A 24,471-nucleotide genomic window follows, 5' to 3' on the forward strand; every position below is an offset into this window, starting at 1 on the left:
CTAAGTGCATCTGGTATTCCGATATTAATTCTTGGTATTTCATGCCTTACAAACTTATGTCGTTGATTATTTATATTCTCGTAAACCCAAAAGTTCTAGGGTGTAAGTGTCTGATGTCTGTATTTAGGTGTTTTTTCATCAACGATGGCGTCTAGTTTTTTGTTTTTAACATTAATATTTCTCTCTGTACGGATTGCTCTTTTTGCAAATAAGTAAAGTGCATCTTTATTACTAGAATCTATAAATACATCATTTACAGACTCTAAAAAATTGTTGTTTTGGATTTTTACCATGATATTATTTTTTTGTGACATAAAATTTAATATCTTTTCCGGGAAATTGTAGGATTTAACCTAACTATAATCCCGATTAATCAAACATTCATCCGTTTTAGGCAAATTTTTAATCCTGATTTGCCAATTCTCCCTCCTGATAGGTTAAGTAAAGCAATAGCATATTTTGTAATTTTGAGTTTGCCAGTTTTTAAAAATGCTTAATTATGTTCCATGAAAACGATTATGCAACCTATAAGATAGTTGAGGGAATAGTACATGTCATATACAAAAATATTGATCTGGACATTTCACAAGCGGTTCATATTGTGAAGGATCGACTTCTGTTACAGGCAGGACAATTTATGCCTGTACTATGTGATATCCGAGCTATACAGGGAATAGATAAAGCATCACGTGCATATTTATCATTAGAAGGGTCTGCTTTCGTTAAAGCTGTCGCCTTTGTTGTTGATTCTCCAGTTTCAGAAATGCTATCAGATTTATATTTGTCAACAAATTCACCCCCTATACCTACAAGGTCCTTTTCAAACAGTGAAGAAGCTCTTAAGTTTTTGAACGGCTTTAGGTAGGTTATTTAAAAGTATGTTGCCATGGAAGAACATATAGAACAGAGACTATCTTCGCTTAAAGTGATGCTTTTAAAAATGACATCCGGAAGTTATTATCATCGGATCAAACGCTCAGAACATAAAGACATTATTGAGTCCTTTATCCTTGGCTTTAATATGCTCGCCGAAGAGTTGCAAGATGCTTTTATCCATCAGGGATATGCCAATCGGGATTCCACAATATTAGATGTTGTCCAAATGAGTTTCATCATTAATGAAGAGGGCATAGTCGAAATGGTGAATAGGCCAGCTTGTAAAACTCTATCAAGGCGCAAAAAGAATATTATTGACCAGCCTTTTGAAGCACTTTTAACAGAAGACTCTGTCAAGAAATGGAAGAATGTTTTTCATAAGAGTGCAAATAGAAGTACATTTGACACCTCCGTCGACGTTGTATTTAATTCCAAAGAAGGTCTTGAGATTCCTAAAACTGCATATGTCTCCAGATATTATAAAAATGCACAAGGCTATAAAATACTTATAACCATCATTCACCATTCGAATTATCAAAACGAACTTCAGTCGGGGATCAAAGGTAATAACCATGAAATAAAGCTTAAAGGAAAAAAGGGGTCTGAAAATGATAGGACGTCCGTACTGAAGAAGTCAAAAGTGCGATTGAGCTCTGAAGACATTCGAAAGATTAGAATGGCTCGTAATATGATACTTGCGAATTTAGAGGATGACTTTCCTTCACTTAAAGAATTTGCACTCGAACTTGGAACCAACGAATTTAAACTCAAATATGGGTTTAAAGAATTATATGGCACTACTGTGCATAAGTTTTTGATTCAGGAGCGTCTGAGAAAGGCAATGATGATGGTGCGTTATAGCGACCGACCGTTTAAAAATATAGCCGAAATGACCGGGTTCAAAAGCTTAGCCCATTTTTCAAGGTCATTCAAGCAAACCTATTCGCTCTCGCCAAGCGAAATGCGCAAAAAAAACGATCCATAGGTTGCATTAATTGCTTCAAATTTTTAATCCCTTTTAGTCAAAAGGTACTCCCTTACAATCAAATAGAAGTCCTGAACTTTACCATATCAATACAAATGATATGAGAGTTCCTAAATCCTTTACTCAAAAAATACCTTGGATGGTCAGTTTACTGTTCATTTTATTATTTGTATATGCTGCTTTAAGTAAGCTCTTGGATTTTGAAACATTCGAGACACAGTTAGGTCAGTCGCCCTTGTTAAGTGCCTATGCCAAACCTGTAGCGATTGGGGTGCCAATTTTAGAACTGCTCATTGCATTGTCTCTCATGGTTTCTAGATTTCGAGTGTGGGGGCTATATGGGTTTTACTGTATGATGGTTATGTTTACATCCTATATTTTAATTATTTTAAATTTTACTAGTTTTACGCCCTGCTCGTGTGGTGGGGTTTTGGAAGATCTTGGATGGACAGAACACTTGATTTTTAATATCCTTTTTATTTTATTATCGGGGTTTGTTATAATTATACTTTCTAAAAAAAGAAATAGAGCCTTCTTAAAAGTAGGCGTTTTTACTTTTTTAGGTGTCGCTATAGTCTGTCTTATTTTTCTGAGTTCTGAGAAACAGAACAAACGCAACAATGCTTTTATTCGACGGTATATGCCACATCCAATTGAACAGATTGGCACCCTTACTCTAAAATCCAATTCCTATTATATTGCTGGAATGAGTGAGAAAAAAATGTATTTGGGAAATTACAATGCGCCTCTCTATATGACCACCATAGACAGCTCTTTGCAACAAAGTGATCCGGTTAGGATACAAATTGATAGCACTCATTTACCTTACCGGAAGGTTAAGTTATCCATAAACCCGCCTTTTTTCTATCTTGGAGATGGGACAGTGCCCGTAATTTTTAGGGGCTACACAAGCACTTGGAAAGCTTCTGTATTTTCATATCGAGATGCCTATTTTTCTTCCTTTACCGTTGTTGACTCAGTAAGTATTGGAATTACCACAAAAAGTACCGCCAAAGCATACAATGCTTTAGGTTTATTGCATAAGATAGGAGACTCAATTATTGACTTAAATTTGGTGGAAGACCTTTTAATCGGAAAACTAAACAATGGTACTTTTGATACCGATGGTGTGTTGCTTTGGAATTCTACAGAGCGAAAATTCATATACCTTTATTTTTATCAAAATACATATGAAATACTGGACAAGGATTTGGTGTATTGGTCTTCCGGAAAGACTATTGACACTATCAATACGCCAATTTTGGATATTGCACATTACAGCGCAAAAAAACAATTTGAGCTAGGGGGCAAATCTGTTCTCGTTAATAGACTGGGTGCTACTTATGGAGATAAACTCTTTATTCAAAGTGATCGTTTGGGTCGTTATGAAAGTGATAAAGTACTCCGTTCAGCTTCTATTATTGATGTATATAACATTAAAGATACGTCATACGTTTTTAGTTTTTACCTCTACCACCAACGCGGAAAAAATCTTAGTGAATTTCGAATCTACAAAAACTTATTAGTCGCCATTGTTGATGACCAAATATGGCTATACCGTTTAAAACCAGAATATTTTGACACAGGTTTTAAAGCAACTCATACTGTACAGTATCAGGATTAAGACCGAACACCTGTAAAAAAAAGTAGGTCGTTGTATAATTTAAAAAAATAAGTCATGAGAACCAAAATTTTAAAGGTAGGAATGCCAATTTTTGTATTTATGTTGGCGATAGTCTTTGCATTTGCCAATGACATTGAGACTTCAACGGATGAGGCCCTTATTGCAGGTTACATCTTTGAAAATGGAGACTGCAAACCTGCATCGCGGGACTGTAACAATCTGGGTGGGCCCTTATGTAAGCAGGGTAGTTTTCAAGTTTACGAAATGCCCGATGTAAATGGCACTTCGTGTGTCAATGAATTGACGCATTTACAGTAAATTTTAAAAACGTGGGACAATTTATTTTGTCCCACGTATTTATTTTAAATACTTTTCAAACCAGTTCATAATTTCCCTGGACAATTGCAATTTATTGGTTGTATCTGATAAGGCATGTCCTTCATCTTCAAATAATACTAGTTGACTTTGTTTGCCTAACCGTTTTAAGGCCAAAAACATTTCGATACTTTGCTGCCAATAAACTTGATAATCTTTTTTTCCTGTCCATAGCAACAAAGGAGTTGTTACATTCTCTACATGTTCAATAGGCGAATTTTGCATGTAGACTTCCTTTATATTATAATAACTGTCACCCATGCGCCATTGTTGGTTTTCATAACGCCACATTTCCGGTTTATTCCAATTCCATCCCATGCTATGGTAATGGCTTGTAAAATCCGTCACAGGTGCACCTGCCACCACCGCAGCAAACCTATTGCTCTGTGTGGCTATAAATGCACTTTCATAACCCCCAAAGGAATGGCCAATGAGTCCTATCCTGTCCCTATCTATAAATCCTGATGCTATGGCTTTATCAATTGCCGCGGTTACGCAATTTAATGCGGACACACCTGGGTTTCCCTTTTTATATGCAATATCGGGATAGTATACAAAATAGTCATTTATAGCATATGTTAAAGTATTAAACCCGATAGTCTCATAATAGGAAGGCGGATAAAAGGTATTTATTTGTTTGGATTGTTTTTCATAGATGTTCACGATCATTGGATACTTATCTTGAGAATTAAAATTTGCAGGGTAAATTAAAGACCCTGAAAGTGTATCTTCCTTTGTTATGTACTCAATTCGTTCCCCCTTCCCCAGTTCAAATTGCATTAGCTTAGGGTTGCTTTGGAAAATGAGGTGCTGCTCACGTGATTTTATATCTAGAATATGGATGCTAGGAGGTTCATTATATTTTTGTTTTCTGTAGATAACCATATCAAACGCCTCCGAAACTAAGATATCATCGATTTTTCTGTTTTCGAAAAGCAAGGTTTTAATACTATCCTGGGCTTTCCAGAGGGCGTAACCTGAGGCATGACTTTTGGGGTCATACATCTCCAGAATTACACCTTTTTCTAGATTGAACGGCGAAGAGGAAAAACTCACATTAACCGTCAAGAAATAATATGAATTGCGTCTATAATCTTTATTGATCCTGTATTGTATTTTATTCTCTCGTCCTTTGGTGATTCTTTTTTTTAAGTGACCATCAGGAGATAGTTGCCAAATATCAAATTTGTCATATAAAATAATACTTTTATCATCTGAGGTCCAACCCGGGCTTCCATAAGGAAACACATCTCCTGCACGATCACTTTCCTTGTTTTCAAAAGAGGCCTTCATATCATGGGTTAAGTTTACCGTTTTTTTCGTCGCCATATCATGAACCCACCAATGTTTGTCTTTAAAGAAAGTGAGGTATCTCCCGTTAGGTGAGATGCTAGCAAATCCAGACTCTGTGTATTGGTTTTTAACTCCTAAATGGGTTTGTCCACTTGCCATATCCCTAACATGTATATCAGTATTTGGAAATTGCTTATATAGGGGTTCATAAATGGTTTGATCAAACACTAAGGCATATTTGTGATTGACATCCAAGGCTGCGCTAGGATATTCTCGTGTTTCTATTGCCGTGAGTTCATCAGTATCGGAATACCAGGCTGTGAGTAACTGTGATGTTTCCCTTTGTTCATACATTTTCATTTTAGGATAGGGCCAAGGGTCCTCAGACCGCCATATTTCTGGTGTGCTTTTGACCTCATTAAATTTGGGTGTGTTCTTTTGTCTATAGAATAACAGCTTTTTTCCATCGTCGGACAAGAATAAAGAAGAGGTCTTGATCTTAAAATCTGGAAATTTTTGGTTTAAGCGTGTATAATCGATTGTTTTGGTAACGTCGTTCAATCTATAATAATGGATATAACTGTCTGCCTGACGCTGTTCGGTAAATACAAGGGCATTACCCGAACCACTCCATTTCAACTGGCCATAGGTGCTGCCTTCGATTTCTTTAATGACCTTATGCCTATCGAAAAGCATATCATATATGAGCACCTTATTGAGGCTATTTTCTTTGACAATTACCGCTAATTTGTTATTATCAGGGTTCCACATATAGGCACTAACACCCGATATGGAAGTTGTATGTGTACCGTCTGAAGACATGACCAAAAGCGTTGTTGAGCTATCCTCATCTTTTCTTAGTGCTGCCAAATAATTACCACTTTTAGAAAAGTGGAAGGATTGTATCATGGGGTAGGTCCTCCTTGAGTTTGTCTGGAGGTCAATAATATTGAGCACGCCCTGTTTATTGCCAATGCAACCAAACCATCTGCCGTTAGTAGAAAACGTAATCCATTCACTCTCTGGAAGCGTAAATGACACTGTATCTTTAGTATGTTTTAGATGGTGTATAGTTGCTTTGTTATCAAATTCCTCTGTAATTATCACCCATTTGCCGTTAGGAGACAGTGCATTGATGTGTGTGGCTCTACTCCATTGAGCATCCAATTCTGAGGAGTATGGTATCCGGCCCTCTTGTGCCCCAACATTAAGGACTCCCACAAAAAACATCATTGTGAACCTTAACAGTTGTTTCCATTCAGTAACTATTGCCATGTCTTTCTTGTGTTTAGGTTCAATACCCTTCATTTTGTGGGTTTAAATTAACATTCATCAAGATCTCCGAATCTGGAATGGGCAAGAGGATGTCAGTTTGTCCCCATCCTTCTTTTAATGGAGAGAGAACCTCATCTGCATTCCCAAACCTTTTTAAATCAAACCAGCGATGGCCATGTTCCGCAAAAAGTTCAAAACGTCTTTCTTGATATATGGCGAACAGGGTTTCTTCGATGGTAACCGCAGTTATGGGTGCCAATCCTGCACGTATCCTTATGGAATTGATGTCAGAATTTGCACCTACCATATCATTTAGTTTAGCTCTCGCTTCTGCCCTTATCAGGTATTGTTCCTCCAAACGAAATACGGTGGAGTATTGCTGGCCATTTCCCTCATACCGCTTGTATTTGTTTGAAAAGTACCAAGTCTGTGTTCCTGTTGTCACTTTACCCACCCAATAGGTTCTGCGCAGGTCGTTTTCGTCCATGGCTTCCACTAACTGGTTGTTCAGTGCTACCAGTGGTGGCGGCCCCGAAGAGAAGGTGTATGTTGTGGCTTCTAAAGTGTTGGAGCCCGTATTCTTACTTTTAAGTTGTAGGATTGCCGAAGAACTTGTTTTTAAAAATACGTTGTCCATTTGCAACTCTAAATTGTAAGCGCTGTTGTTGATAAGCAGACTGCTTTCCTCTTCTGCATTTTCCCATTCTTCAATATCTAGATAGACCTTAGCAAGTAAGGCGGAAACCACTGATTTGTTCGAGCGGATTCGCTCATTTGAGACATAGGGCTCTCCCACGAGGGATTTGGCTTCCAAAAGATCAGTCACTACCAGTTCGTAAACTAGATTTTCCTGCATTCTGGAAACCTGTGCATTGATTTCATAATCGGTGGTTGTGATATAAGGGACATTTCCAAACAGTCTTACCAAATAATGATGAGTCATTGCCCTTATAAACAGTGCTTCTCCCAATAATTGCTGTCGGACCTTTTCGGGGATTGTATGTGAGACCTGTAAACCTTCAATGGCAGCATTTGCCATGTAGATCAGGTTATAGCTACGTGACCATAATCTGGCCACCGTCGCATCTGTTGCCACAATTTGGTTATTGGAGAATGCTGCTAAAGACTGGTTAGGGAAGCCATAATATGTCAACTCATCGGCATAACAGCCCATCAACGTACCTAAACCAGTAGCGTTGCCTGCCAAAAGGACATCGTCCCTGAGTTTGGCGTACATGGTGGTTACGGCAGCAGTGGCTGTGGCTTGATTTTCAAATATTGTCAGATGCGGAATTTGCCCCGTAGGATTATCTGTCTCCAAAAATTTGTCACAGCTGGACAGAAGCAGAGTAAAAATCAATAGACCTGGCTTAAAGGCAATTTTGAACCTATATAGCTTATTATTAAATGTATTCATAATGTTAGATTTTAATAGGTTTAAAATTGTAATTGCACGCCCAAAAGGAGCCTTCTTAAAGGGGGCAAAAAGCCAAATCCTTGCTCAGGGTCTCCTCCCTTAAACTTTGTGAAGGTGAAAAGGTTTTGTCCCTGAGCGTAGAGTCTACATGATGTTTCTTTACTATTGTCCAAAGGCAGTGAATAGGACAGTGCCAAAGATTTTAGTCTTATAAAGGAGGTGTCGGATATGGCACCACTACTTGACCCAAAACGCGCGGATGCTGTATAGGCATCCGCATTGCTGCCTGTTGTGAACTGCTGCATGGAGGCTATGTCTCCTGCCTTTTGCCAACGGTCTAAAACATCTACCGGTTGGTTAAACATGATCCCTGCGGGTTGACTTCCATAAAATGCATTGATCCCTTCTTTTTTCACAAATTGAAAGAATAGATCCAAATTCCAGTTTTTATACCTTAGGCTATTGGAGAGGCCTCCAAAAAATGTTGGGTTCAAATCGGCTATATACTGACGGTCATTGGTACTATCCAACATGCTATCGGCATTATAGTCTTCAAACTCAAAAAGCCCCGTTTCTGTATTTACCCCTGTTAGATGATAAAATTTGTAAATATTAAGTGGTTGTCCAATGGCAAAGCGGTTGGCATAGGATGACTCTTCTAAGCCAGGAAATTCCAAAAGCCGGTTTTTGGGTAAGGTGAGGTTAAGTGAGGTGTCCCAACTAAAATTTTTGGAACGTAAAAACGTTGCGCCCAATTCTAATTCCCAACCTGAATTTTCTACTACTGCGTCTAAATTGGTTAGTATAGATGCAAAACCCGTGGTATGCGGCAAAGTGTAATTAATGAGTTGGTTGGAAGATTGGTTATTGTAGAATGCTACCGATGCAGTGAGGCGTCTTTTAAAAAACTCAAGTTGCAATGCCACTTCTTTTTTAAGATTTTCTTCCCATTCAAAGTTGGTATTGTAGAGTTTTGAGGGAGCTAGCCCAATGCTACCATCATACGTGAAATCATTTAGAGTATAAGTTTGAAGATATTGGTAGTCGCCAATTTGGTCGTTTCCGGTAATGCCATAGCTTCCCCTAATTTTACCAAATGAAAGCCAAGGTAATTTTAAGTCTTCAGAAAAAACCCAAGCCGCTCCGACCGCCCCGAAATTACCGTACCTATTACCTGTGCTGAAACGGCTCGATCCGTCACGTCTTGCGGTCACATTTAAAAACAACTTCTTTTTAAAGGCATAATTAATCCTCCCAAACAGGGATTGGTATTTATATTCCAGCTGATTTTCATTTAGAATGCGCAGGTTGTTTGCCGCACTTAAAGCTCCTAAAAAGCTGTTATCTGAAAAGCCCACCCCCAATAAGGTTAGCCTTTCTTCTTTACGGTTTTGGAAGGTTGTCCCCAACAGCAGTTGCCATGAGTGTTGAGCATTGGAAAATGACCAAGATAATTGGGGCTCTGCAATAAAGGTGTTGCGTTGCGCCTGATGGGAGTAAGATTGGGAAATTCTGCTTTGCAGACCAAAAGCAGGGTTATAGATGGTATGGGGAATATGTCTCTGGTCTTCCAAGACCGTGTTGGAATAGCCCGTATTCAATTTAAGCGTTAAATTATCGAGAACATGATAGTTTAGCACAGCGTTTGCAATTAGGGTATTGGCAGAACTAGTATATGTTCCTTCCAGTTGTGCCAACGGATTCGTCCATGTATTGTTTGCCCAATTAAGGCTGCCCGCATCATCATACAATTGGGGTGCGTTTGGAGCAAGCCAAAGGGCATTGGAAGTGAGGTCTGAACTAGGCAAATGGTTATCTTCAATGGTATATGCACTATTGAATACCATTTCAAATCTTTTATTTATGCTATGATGATTTAGGTTAGAGTTTATGCTAATACGGTCATAATTGAAATCTCCCGGAAAGACGGTGGTTTCATTTTGATGCATGCCACTTAGTAAAACCTGTGTGCGCTCACTGCCCCCACTTACTGAAGCTTCCAGTTTACGGGTAATTGCCGTCCCGCCAATAAGTATTTCCTGCCAATCCGTATCACGGGTTTGGTCCCAAGTGCCATTGACGTCGTAGGCATCATAAGGATAGGTGGCAATACCGTCATTGGCAAAGGCCTCACGACGCATTTCAATATATTGCGCCGTGTTTAAGAGGTCACTTTTAAGAGTGATATTGGCAATGCCCGCGCTACTATTTATTGTAAATTTGGTATCTCCTTGTTTTCCTTTTTTTGTGGTGATAAGTACCACCCCGTTGGCACCCCTAGAACCATAAATAGCTGTAGCATCCGCATCCTTGAGTACTTCTATCGACTCTATTGTAGCGGGATTTATGGCATTTAAAGGACTTATATTACCTGAGGGAATTATGGTAAGTGATGAATTTGAGGCTCCTAATGATTGTGAATCAAAAGGTACCCCGTCAATTATGTACAGGGGTGCATTACCACCCATAATACTGTTTTGACCCCTAATTTTTACCTCAAACCCACTTCCCGGAACCCCTGAGGTTGGTACCACATCAACACCGGTAAGTCTACCTATCAAGGCTTCCAACGGGTTATTGACTGGTTGCCCTTGAATGTCCTTAGCCGTAATGCGCGCAATACTCCCCGTTTTCTCACGGTCTGTAGTAGTATAATAACCCGCATTAATCTGTACCTCTCCTAAAGTGGTCGCATCTTCTTGTAGTGTAACATTTATCATACTGCGGTTTAGAATAGGGATTGTAAGTGTGGTATATCCCAAATAAGAGATCTGAAGCGTGTCGGTTGGTTTGGCGGTAATACGGTATCGTCCGTCAAAGTCTGTTACCACACCGTTTGTAGTATTTATAATAAGAACATTGGCGCCAGAGATGGGCAAGTGGGCATCGATAACCTTGCCAGTGACCAGTATATCTTGGGCCGTGAGTGGCAGGGTTAAAATTATGAAAAGAAGATTACAGCTAAATATACGCCGCCACCTTACTGATTTATGATTATTTATCATAGTTTTGTGTTGGTTAAAGTGATACAATTATTTTAACTTTTGGCCTGCTCCGATGTCGTGGTAAACTGGGAGCGGGCTTTTTTTATGCCGATTTATGGTTTACGGCGGTGTCATTTTACGTTATGTTCATCTCATAGGCATTTTTTTTTAGGGAAGTTGGGCCACTGCTTAGAAACCAAATCTAACAGATGCAGCAGCCCTTTCCCAAAGACTAATTCTAACATTTCGCTATGTGGCACTGTCTTTTGGTAGTGCTGCCATTTTCTTAGGGATTAAGAGTTTGCAATTGGCTATAGCGAGATTTTTATTGCAAACTCCATTTGTAGCGAATCTCAATGATGAGGTTTAAGTTTGGTCACAATTTGTTAGACATGAATGTTTCTGTTTTAAATTGTTAGTATTATTTTTTAAATGCCTTTCTGTCCTATATTTTAGGTAAATCCTCAAAACATTTGGAAAACGTTAAGATTGATGCTACTTTTAAACTGTCGATTTTTTAAATAAGCACCAACCAGGGTTTCTTCCAACATATTGGGAACCTAGGGCGGTTTTGGATTTTGTAATATTTGGGCTTAACACAACCTAATATTACAGTACCTGTTGTAAGTATGATTTTTTGAAGCTATTTTCTTTTCAGAAGGTAGTTGGGAGCTACTGACTAGAAACAAAAAATCGTTCTCACAATTAAATTATGGAACGATGTTTCTCTTAGGGAAATATTATGAAGTGTTTAAAATAACCAACGAGTGGTCTAGCTCCTTCGATAATGTGTGGAAATCCGGTCGAAAACCTTAGAGATAAATCTCTTACCCATCGAAGTACAAACGCATAGACCGCCCATTGGAAGTTTCAAATATATGAAAAATCCAAATAAGGCGACCTTATGGTTGACTCTCTAGGGTGACAATTTACCGGATTATTCCCATATAGAGAGACATCATGAGTTAAAACGCTAAGCGCCTAACTATTAGTGTCGCATTAATTATAAAACAAACATAACGAAAGTTTGAGTAATACCCAAACTTTTATGAGAAAATAATACATTATTTTAAAATGGATAAGAATAAAATCAGAAATAGAATAAAAGAAGTGGCTAAGCTTAAAGGGGTTAGTAATAAATTAATTGCTGTTTTGCTTAATGTGCACCATACTACTGTTAGTCAATGGATGAATAATGTATATCAGCCTAATAACGTACACATGAATAAACTTGTTGAATTATTGGAAGTGGGATATCATGATTTGATTATAAATGAAGACTCACCTTTAGATACAGGACTTGGAAAGGTTTTGCAAACAGAGTTTAATAGTCTTATGAAGGCTAAGAATCTCCCGCTTAAAGTTACAATTATCAATAAAGAAACTGGTAAAGAAGAAAATGTTTATAATCCAGAGATTGTAAAAGTTCTTGAAGGTTTAAGAAAGGAACATAAAAAAAGTAATGGTGAGGGAAATGGAGGCTAAACATAAAAGATAAAAGATGGAAATTCAATTTACAATACCTGATAAGTACGAAAACAAAAAAGCGCTTCTTAATCGTATGATTAATAAGTATAGAGGAGATTATAATATTAGTGAAACAAAAGATGGTAGTATTTATATGCTTGAATTTGAAAATGTAAATTTAGGGAAGGAGTTTCAAAGAGAATTAGATATTTTAATTCCTGATTTGTATAAGTATTAAAAAAACTTACTAATCTTATAAAAGAAATTATCGATCAATGCGAGGACTTCCTCGAATTGATAACGTTTTGAAAAGTTTAATCATAAACAATAACCAATGGCAAAGAATGCAGCAACCGAAACAGTATTTGAGCAATCAAAGAGAATAGATAACCTGCGTAATGAATATTGGAGCGCAAGAGATTTAGCAAAAATACTAGAGTATTCAGAATACCGACATTTTTTACCAGTAATTGAAAGAGCTAAAGAAGCTTGTGTAAATAGTGGGTATGAAGTTTCAGACCATTTCGAGGATGTCCTCGAAATGGTATCTATAGGTAAAACAGCTCAACGAGAGGTTAATAGTGTGAAGCTGTCTAGGTATGCATCTTATTTAATAGTTCAGAACGCTGATCCATCTAAGGAAATTGTAGCTCAAGGACAGACTTATTTTGCCGTACAGACACGTATTCAAGAAATCAGTCAGATGGATGAATATACCAATCTGTCAACGGAAGATGAGCGCAGACTGTTTTTGAGAAATGAATTAGCGAAGCACAACACTCAATTGGCTGCAGCAGCCAAGGAATCAGGTGTGGTCAAACCAATAGATTATGCTGTTTTCCAGAATCACGGATATAAAGGACTTTATGGAGGTTTAGATGCAAAAGGAATTCATCATAAAAAAGGCTTGAGAAAAAGTCAGCAGATTTTAGATCATATGGGCAGTACCGAGTTGGCAGCCAATTTATTCCGGGCAACTCAAGCGGAAGAAAAATTGCGCAGAGAAAATATTCAAGGAAAACAAAATGCAAATAAAGCCCATTTTGAAGTCGGTAAGAAAGTGCGCAAAACAATAGAAGAACTGGGAGGTACAATGCCTGAAGACTTACCAACTGTTGAAAGCGTTAAAATAATTGAAAAACAACAAAACAAAAGGTTAGATGCTTCGAAGAGAAAGGATTAATTTAATTCTCTAAAAAAACGTCGCTTTCTGGTGTGTTTTTATATTTTCAATCATATTTAGTTTTATGTTTTTTTGATAAAAAGCTATGTGTGCGGTTTCTCGCATCAATACGGCTTTAACTTAAATTATATTTGGTTTTAAAAAGTATGTTTGATAAGAATATATGACTAATAATAGGTGCGACTGGTGGGGTCTATACATGTGTTAGCAGTCAGGCTAAAAACAACATAAATGACAATGAAACAAAAAATTGCTTGTATAGGATGGGGGTCTTTGATATGGAGACCAGAAAGACTTAAAATCCAAAACTATTGGTTTGAAGATGGACCTATTTTACCAATTGAATTTACAAGAATATCCAGTGACAATAGAGTAACACTTATCATAGACGAAGAAGCAAAACCTATCCGAACTTTATGGACTCTGATGACTTGTGACGACCTTACCGAAGCAAAAGAATCTCTCATTAAGAGGGAAGGCGTTAAAAAGGATTCTCTTATACATAGTCTGACCCAAAATGACAATGTAACTGACGAAATTCAAGAAGATATTCAAAATTGGTTAAAAGAAAAAAAAATTGACTGTGTTATTTGGACAGGCTTATCATATTCTGACAAGACTAATAAAGAAAGACCATCAATTGAAAGATCATTTCTCATTTGAATGAAATTGAACACAATGAAAGGAAATTAGCTAAAGAATTTATTCGAAAAGCACCAAGACAAATTGACACGGAATATAGAAGACAAATAGAGAAAGAATTTGGATGGAATCCATTAAATTCATCAAATGAGTGAAAAAGAAGCTCGAACCGCTAACAAGCGTTTGGCAAAAAGCGAGTTCAGTGCTTAAATTAAGCTTTGTGCTTCTTATGGTGTTCAGTGCTGGTAGAAAGTTTAATGCTTCGAAATCCGCTTCTTCGCCAAGCGCCAAAACGTTGCCATATATTAAAAAAAACCAAATGATACACCTGATAGTTGGAAATACCGGTTCTGGAAAAACAACATACTCAAATGAACTAAAAAGAAAAACCAACGGAATTATATTTTCAATAGACAAGTGGAATAAAACATTATTTCTTGCCGACAAAAAGCCGAATGACGGATTGGAGTGGTTTCTGGAAAGAATTGACAGAGCGGAGGAAATGATTATGGAATTAGTCCAACAATTAGAAAACTCCAAAACGGATTCTATTCTGGACTTGGGATTATCGAAGTTTAAGCATAGAGAAAAATTTAGAAAATTCGCCGAATCGAATAGGATCGAACTAAAAACTCATTTTTTGGATATTTCTAAAGAATCTCGACTGAAAAGAATAATGAAACGGAATGCTGAAAAAGGAGCTACTTTCGAATTTGAAGTAACTAAGGAAAATTTCGATTTTATGGAAAGTTGGTTTGAAAAACCCAACAAAAAAGAGATTGATGGAGGAATAATAATTATGGAATAAAAAAACGGTGGCAACACCGGTAGCCGTTGCACAACCCCATAATAGTTCTGACATCCTAACAAAATTAAAGCCTTGTTTTCTTTAAAGTTAATCAGAAGTTAAAAAAATGTTTGCTGATTTTTTTTATATTTAGTAATTAAAGACTAAAAAAAATGAAAAGTAAAATAACTAAATTGTGGATAGTGATGATTTTGACTTCAATCACTTTTAATGTGAACGCACAGAACAGAAAAATTCCTAAAGAACAAATTCCGGAAAAAATCAACACTTATATTGCGACCTATTTCCCAAAGAATACCGTACTAAAGGCATCATTCGATGACCACCCAGTTTATAAAAAATATGAGATATCTTTATCAGACAAAGTTTCTCTTGAGTTCAGGCCAGATTACAAAATAAAGGAAATTAAGTCAAAATCTAAACTTCCCGATGAGGTAATCCCTGTTAAAATTCTCGAATATGTAAAATCAAATTACCCAAACAATGTAATTACGGATTGGGAATTAGATGACGGCAATCAAAAAATAGAACTTGATAATGGCTTAGATATAGAATTCACTCTAAAAGGACAATTTATCAGGGTTGAAAATTGGAAACATAAATGACGTCAACTTTTTATTAAATTTAATAGTAAAAGTAACATCAGAAAGTAATGCCAGCTGCCAAGAGCTAAGAACAGCTCGCTGCCTTTGTCCCGTCTAGGTGGCATAGGCCAGTGCTAAATCATATGTTGAAGCATCTGTTTGATATACAGTTTATAAAGAGCAACGTGTGGGTTAAAAGAAAGAAAACTAATTGTAAAATGTTTTAAACTATATAGCATATATCCAACCCAAGCTAAAGATTTAAAATAAAAACTATTGCTACTCTATTTCTTATCGATCGGTTTCTTTGGAGGTGAAATTCTGATTTCTGATTTAGCGCCTTTGTTATTTAGCCTAGTAGGATCTATTTTAATTCCTTTTGGTCTTTTAGTATTCATAATATTTTGGTTTATAGGGAGGTATAAACATAGTGTTTTAGTTTTGAAATTGCAACCATAAGCCGGTCGTGTTCATCTAACTAAATATCAGAGAAATTGAATGAAATCAGTCTGTCATTCAACTAACCTAACCCTATAGATAAAGAATGGACGGTGTATGGATAAAGTATGGATACTGTATGTAATAAATTAAATTATGTAAGTCAGAATTCTGACTCATCCAGAATAATTACATTTTTTAATTTATCTAATTTTATTCTCGTTTATCTTTTGTGAGTCTTTCATCAAAAGGTAAATCAATAAACTGAATAACTTCTACTTTGCCAAATTCTTTATATAAGGGATTTAAGATAATATTTGATTCTAATCCGACAATAGTGGATGGTACTCGTAATGCAAAAATATTTCTGTCTTTTGCTAAGTCTGTAAAAATTTCTGTTGTCTTGGAAGAATATGGGTATTGGTTCCATCTTTCCGGCATCTCTTTTAATTCTTCTATTGCAAAATTATCTGGAAATTGAATTTTCGCAATTAATATTTTCTTTGGCAAATACGCAATATTTTCAGAGTGAACATAATACTCTAGCAGCGCCAATGAAATATTTTCTGAACAATAAACAGCTCGTGTTCCAACATTATTCCATCTGCCACCAACCTTTTCAGCTCCTATTCCAGAAAGTGTTAAATCTTTATATTTTACATTTGCAATTCGATATACAATCATTAGCTATAAACATTGTATTGAATTCTAATAATTTCATTTTCAACCATTTCAAAGCCAAAACTACTATCAAGCAGTTCAAATGGAATTTTACCCCCAAGAGTCCTGGCGGGAGTCATTAACCATTTCTTAAAGTCTTCTTTAGAATCAAAAACTTCATAACCGATTCCGAATAATCTCGCCAGTTCGTATATTCGTTCTGACGTTTCTTTTCCATAAACAGCTTTCTTTTGCATGCTACTAATGGATGCTGGAAGTATATGCTCAAACTCTTTTTCAGTAGAACCCGTATAATGTATTAATTGCTTCCAGTCTGTTTTCTTCACGCCTTCTCTGATACGACTTATTAATTCCATTTGAAATCCTGGGGCATCTTTAGCATTATCAACAACCCAAGACGGTGAGAATTTAGTGGGACTAATGGGGTTTCTTCCTTTTCTAACAGCCCTAGCTGTTGGTGCTACACCTTTCCTTTTATTTGAATCTTCTGATTTTAGCTTTACATCCATAATTGTATATTTATGTCTATACGATTGTAAATATACAATATATAGTCGTGATATCTAAGTTTATTGACTTAAGAATTATTGATTAAAATAAGAACTACTGCCAATAACTATTCGGCTCACACCACTTGGCTTGGCTCTGAGGTATAGACCAGAGCTTAAAAAACTCTATTAATAAATCCGATCGAATTGCATATTAACTTTAAGACATTCAAAAAAAACGATTTTAGATAGGTATATGTTTTTTCAATCCTCTTTCTATGCTAAGGTTATATGCTCAGGCAAAAAGGGTATCGACCTATGGTAGATTACATTAGCAGATCTCAAAGTTCAATTAGGTCAATTGCTGGACCTTCCCGCAGGTAGGCGGTAACGAGACTCGTACTTACGGTGGTGTTAGGGGAGCAGTGACAATTTTTAAATGGTTACCTGTTTACTCAATTAATGGTTGGCTGGCTTTTCATTAATTCAATCATTCTTTCTTTATCAATATAATGCGTTGCATAACTGTCTTCAATAGTTTTATCTCCTGATTTACTAAATCTTAAACGACGATTTTTTCCTTTGCCATATTGGTTGTATCCAGTCCATGAGCTTTTCAAATCCAATTCAGTGGAATATTTCATAATCAACTTATTTATCAAAGTCAGTTTGCCTAAATTAATTTTGCACACTTTTTCGAGATAATCAACCCGTCCAGATCGCCAGTCATCATAATCTTTTTTTGTCAAGTAATTTTGTTGCAAAAGTATATCCACAACGCAGACAAATCCTTTGTCATACAGATTTTTGTGAATGAGTCTTTTTACATCTCTATCTAAATCGGTATTATTCAAAATCTTTATTGTTTAAATCAACCTGGTTTTTAACCCATTGAATATAATGTTTTTTTTTAAAATCAAACCACTGTTGCCGATACTCTCCTGAATTATCAATTTGCCACTTAAAGTTTTGAAATGGCTTTAGTCTGTTTAATGCATAAATCAATTTGTTCTGTAAGCCAATATCATCTACGCTCTGCGCAAAATCAACCATTAATTTAAAAGATTCATGAGATTCAAATCCTGTAAACTCAATATAATCACTCCAATTTTCATCAATCTCATTTGATACGTCATCCCAGGTTTCTTTGTCAGCATCTATCCAGCTATCAAAATTGGGTATTGTCTTAATCTCACCCGATTTAAGATTATAAAAACATCTCATCCCGCAATCTAGGTTATCAGCAATTTCTTCTATTTCCTTTTTAGTCGGTTTCATATGTGTTAGGAAATTTTTTATTCTTGGGGTAACGGTTTTATATAAATAGGTGAGTGGGTTAAACACCTAAAATAGAAAAAATGGCCGAGCCTGTGGAAATTCCGCAGGAATGTTCAAGTAGGCGAGTACTAGCAATTATTTTTACAGGGCTTGTAGTATGTAATGTTTTTTATAATTGTCTATCTCTTTCTTGAATTTCAAGGTCATTAATACTTGCGTATCTTTTTTCCATTAAACCATTTTGGTCAAATTCCCAGTTCTCATTACCGTATGCTCTAAACCATTTTTCATTCTTATTTTTATATTCGTACTCAAATCTAACAGCTATTCTGTTTTCAGAATGTGACCAATATTCTTTCTTTAATTTATAGTCTAATTCGTTTTTCCATTTGTCCGCTAAAAAACGTACAATTTCTTTACGACCTTTAATAAAGGTACTACGATTTCGCCATTCACTTTCAACAGTATATGCTAAACTTACTTTTTCTGGATCTTGAGAATTCCAGGCATCTTCTGCCATTTGAATTTTTTGTTTTGCAGTTTCCAACGTAAATGGTGGAAGAGGATGTTTTTGTTCCATTATTTGAATATTTATATTAATTTTTCTGTAATACTTTTAGATTTTTCAATTAATTCGTTTGATTTAAATACTTGACTTTCTATAATAGAGCTTTCAAAGAGTAAATAAATGTGAGAAGACAATAATTCGTCTTGAATTTGGTCTCTAAAGAAGCTCCTTAAATCCCGTTTATGATTTTGAATGATTGTTAATATTTTTTCTTGATCATTTGATATTTCTGAAAGAATGTTCAAGAAACTACAGCCTCTGTAATTCTCTTTGATATTCATAACAATCAAAAAGTCAAACGAGGTCAATATTTTTTCTTTGGGATTTTGAACTTTGGAAATAAATTTTTCTAATTCGGCAAACCAATAATTATGTCTTGTGTTTAAAAACTCAACACACAAATCTTCTTTAGATTTAAAATGTTGATAGAAACTTGCTTTTGCAACTTTCGCTTCTTTTATTATCTGATTAACACCAGTTCGGTTATATCCTTGATGGTGAAATAAAGTTGAAGTGACATTTAATATTCTTTCACGAGGCGCATTCATATCCTTTTGTTTAGTTCGACAAAGATATGAAAATATAGATATACAGACAAGTCTGTCTATTTATATTTATTAATTTTGTTAGTTTCGTCATATTGCATACAACGTTTATGTGTGAGTTGAATAGTTGCGTGGATTAAACACCTAAAATAACAAAAATAGACCGAGACTGTGGAGAATTCCGCAGGAATTTCCCAGTAGGCGAGAACTAGCAATTATTTTAACATAGTGTTGCCCACCGTTTTTATTCCGTTATGTTGATTTCAATCGTTTGTTTTTTTTCAGGAGGATTTTTAATTCGGACGTTAATTTTTGAATATTTCCACTCATCATTTATTCTGCCCGCTATAATATCCATTTTCGCTTTTCCTTTCTTTCCGATTATCCGAACAGTTGAATTTACTGATTGGTTATTATTACTGTATTCTGTCTGTCCTTCTAAAATTGCCATTTTTCCCAGCGGTTCAATTTCGCCGAGTAGTTTATTTATTTTCGGGTCATTATTTACTTTTAAAAGAGCATTTTCATAAAGTTCAGTATCTGAATAAGATTGCGCAAAGTCAGTTATTATTCCACCCATTCCAGAATTGATGAAAATTCCGAGTGAAATCAGAATTATTCCGCCTACAGGAACGAGCCATTTCCAGTTCCGTTTCCACCAACTTTTTTGCTCAATCAGTTCGTTATTCATCTTTTCCTGTTTTATGCAATAACTTAAAATATTCCGCCAAAATTTTCTCGCTTTTACGATTTTTTTTAAATGGTGGGCAACGTTTCTCGGCTTGGCGATGTGGCGGATAAAGAAGCCAAAATTTTCTATAATCACAGAACTTCAAAGGAAACACAAATCTTCGATTTAGCACTAAACCCGCCATATTGCCAAACCGATGTGTGTGCCCAGCATGGGCATCTTTAATTTACCGAAAGGTAAATAATTAATCTAGAGGGTGCAAGTCCCTTATGGGCAGGGGTAACGCCTTGAACCATTAGTAAGCTGCAAGCTTGTCTGTCGTGAGATAGGAAGTGAAGGAAGCAGGACTACAAAACTCGGTACTGACCCTTCGACAAGCTCAGGATAAACCAAGCAGAAACCGTATAAGAGGCATTTATGCACGGGTAAGCAAGCACATCATTGTAAAGCCCAAAGATTACAAAAGTGCATGGATGTAGATACGGCAGGAATCGAGGGAAAGAAGATGCCATTACCTGGGGAGGTCTCTTAGATTACGGGTTGATCAGAAAGAGAAGTCAGCAGACGTCATAGTACTTGTGGCAACGAGCTACCATCAGAAAGGTAGAGGTCTCACGAACAAGGAAGGACAGAACGTAAAAGGGTTCTTAATTTTTGAAGGAATGGCGCGAGCCATAGCCCCAAAGAACAAGAACAGATTATCAAGTTTTAAAATGTAGAACAAACAAAACATGATTGGACGAGTAGTGCATCCCTACAATCTTCAAAAAGCGTTGGAACACGTCATCGCCAATAAAGGGAGTGCGGGAGTTGATGGCATAAAAACCAGACAGCTCAAGGAGAGTTTTCCTTTCCTAAAGAACCAACTGCTTCAGGATATTACAACGGACAACTACTTGCCCCGACCGATCTTGGGGATTGAAATCCCCAAGGACAATGGGAAGATCCGATTGTTGGGCGTTCCCACCACCACTGACAGAGTGATGCAACAAGCCGTATCGCAAGTGTTGGCACCGCTATTCGAACCTGAATTTAGCGCAAGCAGTTTTGGGTTCCGTCCCAATAAAAACGCCCGACAAGCTGTCGGACAATCACGGGACTACATCCATCAGGGAATGAACCACATTGTGGACATCGACCTGAAAAACTTCTTTGACGAAGTAGACCACTGTCTGCTCCTAAATCTGGTGTTCAAAAAAGTGAGGTGCGAAACCACGATGCGTCTCATTCGCAAATGGCTACGAACACCGATACAGATCAACGGCAAACTGCAAAAACGGAGAAAGGGAGTTCCGCAAGGTTCTCCTTTAAGTCCTTTATTGTCAAATATCCTGCTCCACGAGCTGGATAGGGAAATGACAAGCAGGAAGCTCAAGTTTGTGAGATATGCCGACGATTTTAGTATCTACTGCAAATCACAGTCAGGCGAAAACTACATCGCAGGCCCTTGTCAAGTTCTTAAATACCAAGCTCAAGCTTACCGTTAACAGAGAGAAAAGCGGGATCAGAAAACCTGTAAACTTCACTATTTTGGGCTTTGGGTTTGTGCCTGTGTACAAGAAAGGAAGCAAGAACCAGTATCAGTTGGTAGTGGCAGAAAAGGCATGGAAGAAACTAAAAGAAAAACTCAAAAGCATAACTCAAAAAACCACGGGAGTTAACCTAGGAGACCGCATCGCTAAGCTAAAGGAAATTCAACGGGGATGGTTAAACTATTTTCGGGGAACAAGTATAACAGGTAAACTGCGCGATATTGATGGTTGGCTCAGAAACCGAATTCGCTACTGCATCTGGCACGACTGGAAGAAGCCTGAACGGAAGAGGAAAAACCTCATACGATTAGGAATTGACCAAGACCACGCCTACGCATGGAGCAGAACTCGAAAAGGTGGTTGGGCAACGGCACAGAGTCCTATTTTAGGTACAACTATTACTTTCAAACGCTTGAAAATGCGAGGATACCAATCATTGACCGATGTTTACTTAGAACTCAATCCATCTTTTTGCGAACCGCCGTATACGAGACCCGTACGTACGGTGGTGTGAGAGGCGCAGTGGCAACTTTTAAGTCGTTACCCGTCTACTCGATTAGCAGTTCGTTGTTTTATCGTTAGTTTTATATTTCATTAATTGTCTGATTGATATTAGATGACCAAATAAAACAATTGGAACTATAAAGGTCGGCAACCAACTAAACGGAAAATTTAAAATCGCAATATTCGGTTGGTCAAAAGCAAATTTTTGAATTGGTGAGGGTGCAGAAAAAAAAGCATTCACAACAATATTTACTAAAAGTCCAAGGCAAATAAAATTCCATATTAAAATTGTTTGTCGGTTCAGTTTTGTTTTTGTCAGTCCAAAATATGCAATCATTGGTGCAGAAATTCCAGCAAGAATGTCAAAGTTTCGACCTTCAAATGTCATTAATTCTGGAATTGATTTGTTGAGAAAAAGCCAAAACAAAATTATTTCAACTGGTATTCTCACAATGTTTAGGTAAGTAAAGTTTTTAAGTGGCAAACTGTCTATAAATTGTCTTCCTTTTGAGGTTGCGAACAACAAAATAATTGTAAAAACTGTCGGCAAAATACCTGTCAATATGATTTTTGGTGGAAAAGTATTTGTGTCAGAATTGTAAATATTTTTTAAAGTCAAAACCGCTTGAATTGTCAACCAAATTGTCAAACCGATAAAAATTGGCATTGCTTTTTTTCGTGTCAGTTCAGAATTTGAGTTTCTGATTGCCCAAATAAAAAGCAGTAAAGTTGCAATTGTTGTCAGTCCAAAAGCCAATGAAATATATGTCGGTAAATTGTCAATCATTTTCTATTTGTTCAATTTTTACGGTGTTGCTGTACAATGACGGCTAACGGTCTTGTATATGAAACGTAGCGTGTAAATAGACGCTGACCTTTCGAATTATACACGAGCCGAATTTTTATTTTTTCTATTTATCTTTAATTTTCTAAATGTACAAAAATAAAAATTTGGTGGACTTAATAAAGAAGCAAAAACCTCTCGGAAAGCCTGTAATAGCTATGTTTTATATGCGTTGTTGAACTAAACCTAAAGGTAGCTTCACGAGACGTTTCCATCACGATTCACTACCTTTAGGATCAAGGTTTAATGTAATACTCAATATTATGAAAAAAAAATGACACCCTCATCGAAACGGCGATTATTTCGGTTCCAGGGTTTGCAGCACTCTACCACAAACTAAAGCGTTCGGTTGAACTCTCCGGCAAAAGCCAAAGCACCCTTACCAACTATGCCCGCTGCCTGGCGCACATCGGATTCCATTTCAACTGTAGTCCACTTGACCTGGATCAGGAACAGATCCTGGATTATCTGCACCTTTTGAAGTCGCAGCACAAAACCCCTTCGGACAGTTTTTTCAAGCACACCGTTTATGGTCTTCGCTATGCTTACCGCATCTTTGGGATGAAAGAAATGCACGTGGTGCTCCCCAGTATTGAGCGCCCCGAGAAACTCCCCGTGGTATTGAACCAAAGAGAGGTAAAACAACTGCTTGGCACTCCAAAACTGCTGAAACACCGATTGATACTTGCAATGCTCTACGGTTGTGGTCTGCGTAATTTTGAACTGTGCAAACTACAGCGCAGGGATCTGGATTTTGACAGGATGATGTTGCACGTGCGCCAGGGAAAAGGGCGCAAGGATCGGTATGTCCCCCTGTCCGAAATGCAGGTCCGTGGCCTAAAGAGATACTTCCTTGCCGAAAACCCGGATACGTGGTGTTTTACGGGCAACGACAAGTCGGGCATACCGCGGCAGATCTCCTCACAGGGCGTCCAGTGGATCGTCCGTGAGGCCCGCAAGCACAGTGGCATCCAAAAGGAAATTACCGCCCATATCCTGCGGCACAGCTATGCCACCCATCTGCTGGAAATGGGTCTGGACATTATGAGCGTGAAGGATCTTTTGGGACATGCAGATATCCAGACCACCCTTATCTACCTCCATGTGGCACAATCGGGCAGACAAAAGCCGTTCAGTCCGTTGGACAGGCTTTATGGCCAATAGGGGTGTCGAATCCTGTCCATGAAGTAGCCCATGTCCTGGAGCGAAACAGGGAACATCTTGCCGGTTATTGTGCCAATGGCTGGCAAGAACGTACCCTGCACGCGTTGCGCAAATGTCGCACCTCGGCATTGGGCGGTCACATCGACCGTTGCAACAATCCGACCTGCGGTAAGTTGCACCTCAGTTATAACAGTTGTCGCAACCGTCACTGTCCGAAGTGCCAGG

26 protein-coding genes are annotated in these 24,471 nt (G+C 37.3%); 14 read left to right on the forward strand and 12 right to left on the reverse strand.

Annotated features, from left to right (window positions below; translation table 11 throughout):
- Positions 1-95: 95 nt before the first annotated feature.
- Positions 96-293: a hypothetical protein gene (locus ACOH2D_RS16870; protein WP_449535975.1), complete on the reverse strand. Its 198-nt coding sequence runs from the start codon at positions 291-293 to the stop codon at positions 96-98.
- A 206-nt stretch (positions 294-499) separates the two neighbouring features.
- On the opposite strand from ACOH2D_RS16870, the gene ACOH2D_RS16875 reads away from it, so the two are divergent.
- From ACOH2D_RS16875 to ACOH2D_RS16890, 4 genes are all read left to right on the forward strand, one after another.
- The gene (locus ACOH2D_RS16875) at positions 500-865 is read left to right on the forward strand and encodes a DUF7793 family protein (protein ID WP_449535976.1); all 366 of its coding nucleotides are present in this window, start codon (positions 500-502) and stop codon (positions 863-865) included.
- Between the two features lie 21 nt (positions 866-886).
- A complete protein-coding gene (locus ACOH2D_RS16880) occupies positions 887-1,861 on the forward strand; it encodes a helix-turn-helix domain-containing protein (protein ID WP_449535977.1) in 975 nt (324 codons plus the stop codon).
- Between the two features lie 100 nt (positions 1,862-1,961).
- A complete protein-coding gene (locus ACOH2D_RS16885; protein ID WP_449535978.1) occupies positions 1,962-3,485 on the forward strand; it encodes a MauE/DoxX family redox-associated membrane protein in 1,524 nt (507 codons plus the stop codon).
- A 54-nt stretch (positions 3,486-3,539) separates the two neighbouring features.
- Positions 3,540-3,803 carry a DUF6520 family protein gene (locus ACOH2D_RS16890; protein WP_449535979.1) on the forward strand — a complete coding sequence of 88 codons (264 nt, stop codon included), beginning with the start codon at positions 3,540-3,542 and terminating at the stop codon, positions 3,801-3,803.
- Positions 3,804-3,842: 39 nt separating this feature from the next.
- Here the strand turns inward: ACOH2D_RS16890 and ACOH2D_RS16895 are convergent, their stop codons facing one another.
- Genes ACOH2D_RS16895 through ACOH2D_RS16905 form a run of 3 tightly spaced genes read right to left on the reverse strand, consistent with a single transcriptional unit; the run spans position 3,843 to position 10,850 of the window.
- The gene (locus tag ACOH2D_RS16895; protein ID WP_449535980.1) at positions 3,843-6,461 is read right to left on the reverse strand and encodes a S9 family peptidase; all 2,619 of its coding nucleotides are present in this window, start codon (positions 6,459-6,461) and stop codon (positions 3,843-3,845) included.
- Positions 6,448-7,845 (reverse strand): RagB/SusD family nutrient uptake outer membrane protein, encoded by a 1,398-nt coding sequence (locus ACOH2D_RS16900; RefSeq protein WP_449535981.1) that lies wholly within the window; start codon positions 7,843-7,845, stop codon positions 6,448-6,450. Before ACOH2D_RS16900 ends, ACOH2D_RS16895 begins: the two co-directional genes overlap by 14 nt.
- Positions 7,846-7,865: 20 nt before the next feature.
- Complete coding sequence (locus ACOH2D_RS16905; RefSeq protein ID WP_449535982.1) at positions 7,866-10,850, reverse strand: SusC/RagA family TonB-linked outer membrane protein; 2,985 nt, start codon at positions 10,848-10,850, stop codon at positions 7,866-7,868.
- Positions 10,851-11,903: 1,053 nt separating this feature from the next.
- Between ACOH2D_RS16905 and ACOH2D_RS16910 the strand changes: the two genes are divergently transcribed.
- The 6 genes from ACOH2D_RS16910 to ACOH2D_RS16935 all read left to right on the forward strand — a co-directional run bounded on the left by ACOH2D_RS16910 (position 11,904) and on the right by ACOH2D_RS16935 (position 15,534).
- Positions 11,904-12,314, forward strand: coding sequence for a helix-turn-helix transcriptional regulator (locus ACOH2D_RS16910; RefSeq protein WP_449535983.1), 411 nt, complete (start codon positions 11,904-11,906; stop codon positions 12,312-12,314).
- A gap of 16 nt (positions 12,315-12,330) precedes the next feature.
- Entirely contained in the window at positions 12,331-12,534 is a 204-nt protein-coding gene (locus ACOH2D_RS16915) for a hypothetical protein (RefSeq protein ID WP_348036740.1), read from the forward strand.
- Between the two features lie 96 nt (positions 12,535-12,630).
- A complete protein-coding gene (gene dinD / locus ACOH2D_RS16920) occupies positions 12,631-13,479 on the forward strand; it encodes a DNA damage-inducible protein D (RefSeq protein WP_348036738.1) in 849 nt (282 codons plus the stop codon).
- 237 nt (positions 13,480-13,716) lie between these two features.
- The gene (locus ACOH2D_RS16925) at positions 13,717-14,142 is read left to right on the forward strand and encodes a hypothetical protein (RefSeq protein WP_449535984.1); all 426 of its coding nucleotides are present in this window, start codon (positions 13,717-13,719) and stop codon (positions 14,140-14,142) included.
- 298 nt (positions 14,143-14,440) lie between these two features.
- Positions 14,441-14,929 carry a P-loop nucleotide/nucleoside kinase family protein gene (locus ACOH2D_RS16930; RefSeq protein WP_449535998.1) on the forward strand — a complete coding sequence of 163 codons (489 nt, stop codon included), beginning with the start codon at positions 14,441-14,443 and terminating at the stop codon, positions 14,927-14,929.
- A gap of 152 nt (positions 14,930-15,081) precedes the next feature.
- Positions 15,082-15,534, forward strand: coding sequence for a PepSY-like domain-containing protein (locus tag ACOH2D_RS16935; RefSeq protein WP_449535985.1), 453 nt, complete (start codon positions 15,082-15,084; stop codon positions 15,532-15,534).
- A gap of 630 nt (positions 15,535-16,164) precedes the next feature.
- Here the strand turns inward: ACOH2D_RS16935 and ACOH2D_RS16940 are convergent.
- From ACOH2D_RS16940 to ACOH2D_RS16970, 7 genes are all read right to left on the reverse strand, one after another.
- Positions 16,165-16,635, reverse strand: a complete 471-nt coding sequence (locus ACOH2D_RS16940; protein WP_449535986.1) for an RES family NAD+ phosphorylase — start codon at positions 16,633-16,635, stop codon at positions 16,165-16,167.
- Complete coding sequence (locus tag ACOH2D_RS16945; protein ID WP_449535987.1) at positions 16,635-17,141, reverse strand: Xre family toxin-antitoxin system antitoxin; 507 nt, start codon at positions 17,139-17,141, stop codon at positions 16,635-16,637. Before ACOH2D_RS16945 ends, ACOH2D_RS16940 begins: the two co-directional genes overlap by 1 nt.
- Before the next feature lie 434 nt (positions 17,142-17,575).
- Entirely contained in the window at positions 17,576-17,974 is a 399-nt protein-coding gene (locus tag ACOH2D_RS16950; RefSeq protein WP_449535988.1) for a hypothetical protein, read from the reverse strand.
- On the reverse strand, positions 17,967-18,398 hold the full coding sequence (locus ACOH2D_RS16955; RefSeq protein ID WP_449535989.1) for a UPF0158 family protein: 432 nt from the start codon (positions 18,396-18,398) through the stop codon (positions 17,967-17,969). Before ACOH2D_RS16955 ends, ACOH2D_RS16950 begins: the two co-directional genes overlap by 8 nt.
- A 169-nt stretch (positions 18,399-18,567) precedes the next feature.
- The gene (locus ACOH2D_RS16960; RefSeq protein ID WP_449535990.1) at positions 18,568-18,978 is read right to left on the reverse strand and encodes a DUF1348 family protein; all 411 of its coding nucleotides are present in this window, start codon (positions 18,976-18,978) and stop codon (positions 18,568-18,570) included.
- 11 nt (positions 18,979-18,989) lie between these two features.
- Positions 18,990-19,514 (reverse strand): TetR/AcrR family transcriptional regulator, encoded by a 525-nt coding sequence (locus ACOH2D_RS16965; protein ID WP_449535991.1) that lies wholly within the window; start codon positions 19,512-19,514, stop codon positions 18,990-18,992.
- A gap of 241 nt (positions 19,515-19,755) precedes the next feature.
- A complete protein-coding gene (locus ACOH2D_RS16970) occupies positions 19,756-20,202 on the reverse strand; it encodes a cytochrome c oxidase assembly factor Coa1 family protein (protein WP_449535992.1) in 447 nt (148 codons plus the stop codon).
- A 731-nt stretch (positions 20,203-20,933) separates the two neighbouring features.
- Here ACOH2D_RS16970 and ACOH2D_RS16975 point away from each other — a divergent pair.
- Together ACOH2D_RS16975 and ACOH2D_RS16980 are read left to right on the forward strand one after the other, a co-directional pair.
- The gene (locus ACOH2D_RS16975) at positions 20,934-21,689 is read left to right on the forward strand and encodes a reverse transcriptase domain-containing protein (RefSeq protein ID WP_449535993.1); all 756 of its coding nucleotides are present in this window, start codon (positions 20,934-20,936) and stop codon (positions 21,687-21,689) included.
- 58 nt (positions 21,690-21,747) lie between these two features.
- Positions 21,748-22,248, forward strand: a complete 501-nt coding sequence (locus ACOH2D_RS16980) for a group II intron maturase-specific domain-containing protein (RefSeq protein ID WP_449535994.1) — start codon at positions 21,748-21,750, stop codon at positions 22,246-22,248.
- Positions 22,249-22,290: 42 nt separating this feature from the next.
- Here the strand turns inward: ACOH2D_RS16980 and ACOH2D_RS16985 are convergent, their stop codons facing one another.
- A complete protein-coding gene (locus tag ACOH2D_RS16985) occupies positions 22,291-23,025 on the reverse strand; it encodes a DUF8737 domain-containing protein (RefSeq protein ID WP_449535995.1) in 735 nt (244 codons plus the stop codon).
- A 534-nt stretch (positions 23,026-23,559) separates the two neighbouring features.
- On the opposite strand from ACOH2D_RS16985, the gene ACOH2D_RS16990 reads away from it, so the two are divergent.
- Together ACOH2D_RS16990 and ACOH2D_RS16995 are read left to right on the forward strand one after the other, a co-directional pair.
- Complete coding sequence (locus ACOH2D_RS16990) at positions 23,560-24,246, forward strand: tyrosine-type recombinase/integrase (RefSeq protein ID WP_449535996.1); 687 nt, start codon at positions 23,560-23,562, stop codon at positions 24,244-24,246.
- Positions 24,247-24,248: 2 nt separating this feature from the next.
- The coding region (locus tag ACOH2D_RS16995; RefSeq protein ID WP_449535997.1) for a transposase zinc-binding domain-containing protein at positions 24,249-24,471 on the forward strand (223 nt) is incomplete at its 3' end.

It is taken from the genome of Gelidibacter sp. (genome assembly GCF_053579655.1).

Bases quoted from the DNA above. Each gene is read 5' to 3' on its own strand.
- ACOH2D_RS16870 (WP_449535975.1), bottom strand. From the start codon at position 293: ATGGTAAAAATCCAAAACAACAATTTTTTAGAGTCTGTAAATGATGTA.
- ACOH2D_RS16875 (WP_449535976.1), top strand. From the start codon at position 500: ATGTTCCATGAAAACGATTATGCAACCTATAAGATAGTTGAGGGAATA.
- ACOH2D_RS16880 (WP_449535977.1), top strand. From the start codon at position 887: ATGGAAGAACATATAGAACAGAGACTATCTTCGCTTAAAGTGATGCTT.
- ACOH2D_RS16885 (WP_449535978.1), top strand. From the start codon at position 1,962: ATGAGAGTTCCTAAATCCTTTACTCAAAAAATACCTTGGATGGTCAGT.
- ACOH2D_RS16890 (WP_449535979.1), top strand. From the start codon at position 3,540: ATGAGAACCAAAATTTTAAAGGTAGGAATGCCAATTTTTGTATTTATG.
- ACOH2D_RS16895 (WP_449535980.1), bottom strand. From the start codon at position 6,461: ATGAAGGGTATTGAACCTAAACACAAGAAAGACATGGCAATAGTTACT.
- ACOH2D_RS16900 (WP_449535981.1), bottom strand. From the start codon at position 7,845: ATGAATACATTTAATAATAAGCTATATAGGTTCAAAATTGCCTTTAAG.
- ACOH2D_RS16905 (WP_449535982.1), bottom strand. From the start codon at position 10,850: ATGATAAATAATCATAAATCAGTAAGGTGGCGGCGTATATTTAGCTGT.
- ACOH2D_RS16910 (WP_449535983.1), top strand. From the start codon at position 11,904: ATGGATAAGAATAAAATCAGAAATAGAATAAAAGAAGTGGCTAAGCTT.
- ACOH2D_RS16915 (WP_348036740.1), top strand. From the start codon at position 12,331: ATGGAAATTCAATTTACAATACCTGATAAGTACGAAAACAAAAAAGCG.
- dinD (WP_348036738.1), top strand. From the start codon at position 12,631: ATGGCAAAGAATGCAGCAACCGAAACAGTATTTGAGCAATCAAAGAGA.
- ACOH2D_RS16925 (WP_449535984.1), top strand. From the start codon at position 13,717: ATGAAACAAAAAATTGCTTGTATAGGATGGGGGTCTTTGATATGGAGA.
- ACOH2D_RS16930 (WP_449535998.1), top strand. From the start codon at position 14,441: ATGATACACCTGATAGTTGGAAATACCGGTTCTGGAAAAACAACATAC.
- ACOH2D_RS16935 (WP_449535985.1), top strand. From the start codon at position 15,082: ATGAAAAGTAAAATAACTAAATTGTGGATAGTGATGATTTTGACTTCA.
- ACOH2D_RS16940 (WP_449535986.1), bottom strand. From the start codon at position 16,635: ATGATTGTATATCGAATTGCAAATGTAAAATATAAAGATTTAACACTT.
- ACOH2D_RS16945 (WP_449535987.1), bottom strand. From the start codon at position 17,141: ATGGATGTAAAGCTAAAATCAGAAGATTCAAATAAAAGGAAAGGTGTA.
- ACOH2D_RS16955 (WP_449535989.1), bottom strand. From the start codon at position 18,398: ATGAAACCGACTAAAAAGGAAATAGAAGAAATTGCTGATAACCTAGAT.
- ACOH2D_RS16960 (WP_449535990.1), bottom strand. From the start codon at position 18,978: ATGGAACAAAAACATCCTCTTCCACCATTTACGTTGGAAACTGCAAAA.
- ACOH2D_RS16965 (WP_449535991.1), bottom strand. From the start codon at position 19,514: ATGAATGCGCCTCGTGAAAGAATATTAAATGTCACTTCAACTTTATTT.
- ACOH2D_RS16970 (WP_449535992.1), bottom strand. From the start codon at position 20,202: ATGAATAACGAACTGATTGAGCAAAAAAGTTGGTGGAAACGGAACTGG.
- ACOH2D_RS16975 (WP_449535993.1), top strand. From the start codon at position 20,934: ATGATTGGACGAGTAGTGCATCCCTACAATCTTCAAAAAGCGTTGGAA.
- ACOH2D_RS16985 (WP_449535995.1), bottom strand. From the start codon at position 23,025: ATGATTGACAATTTACCGACATATATTTCATTGGCTTTTGGACTGACA.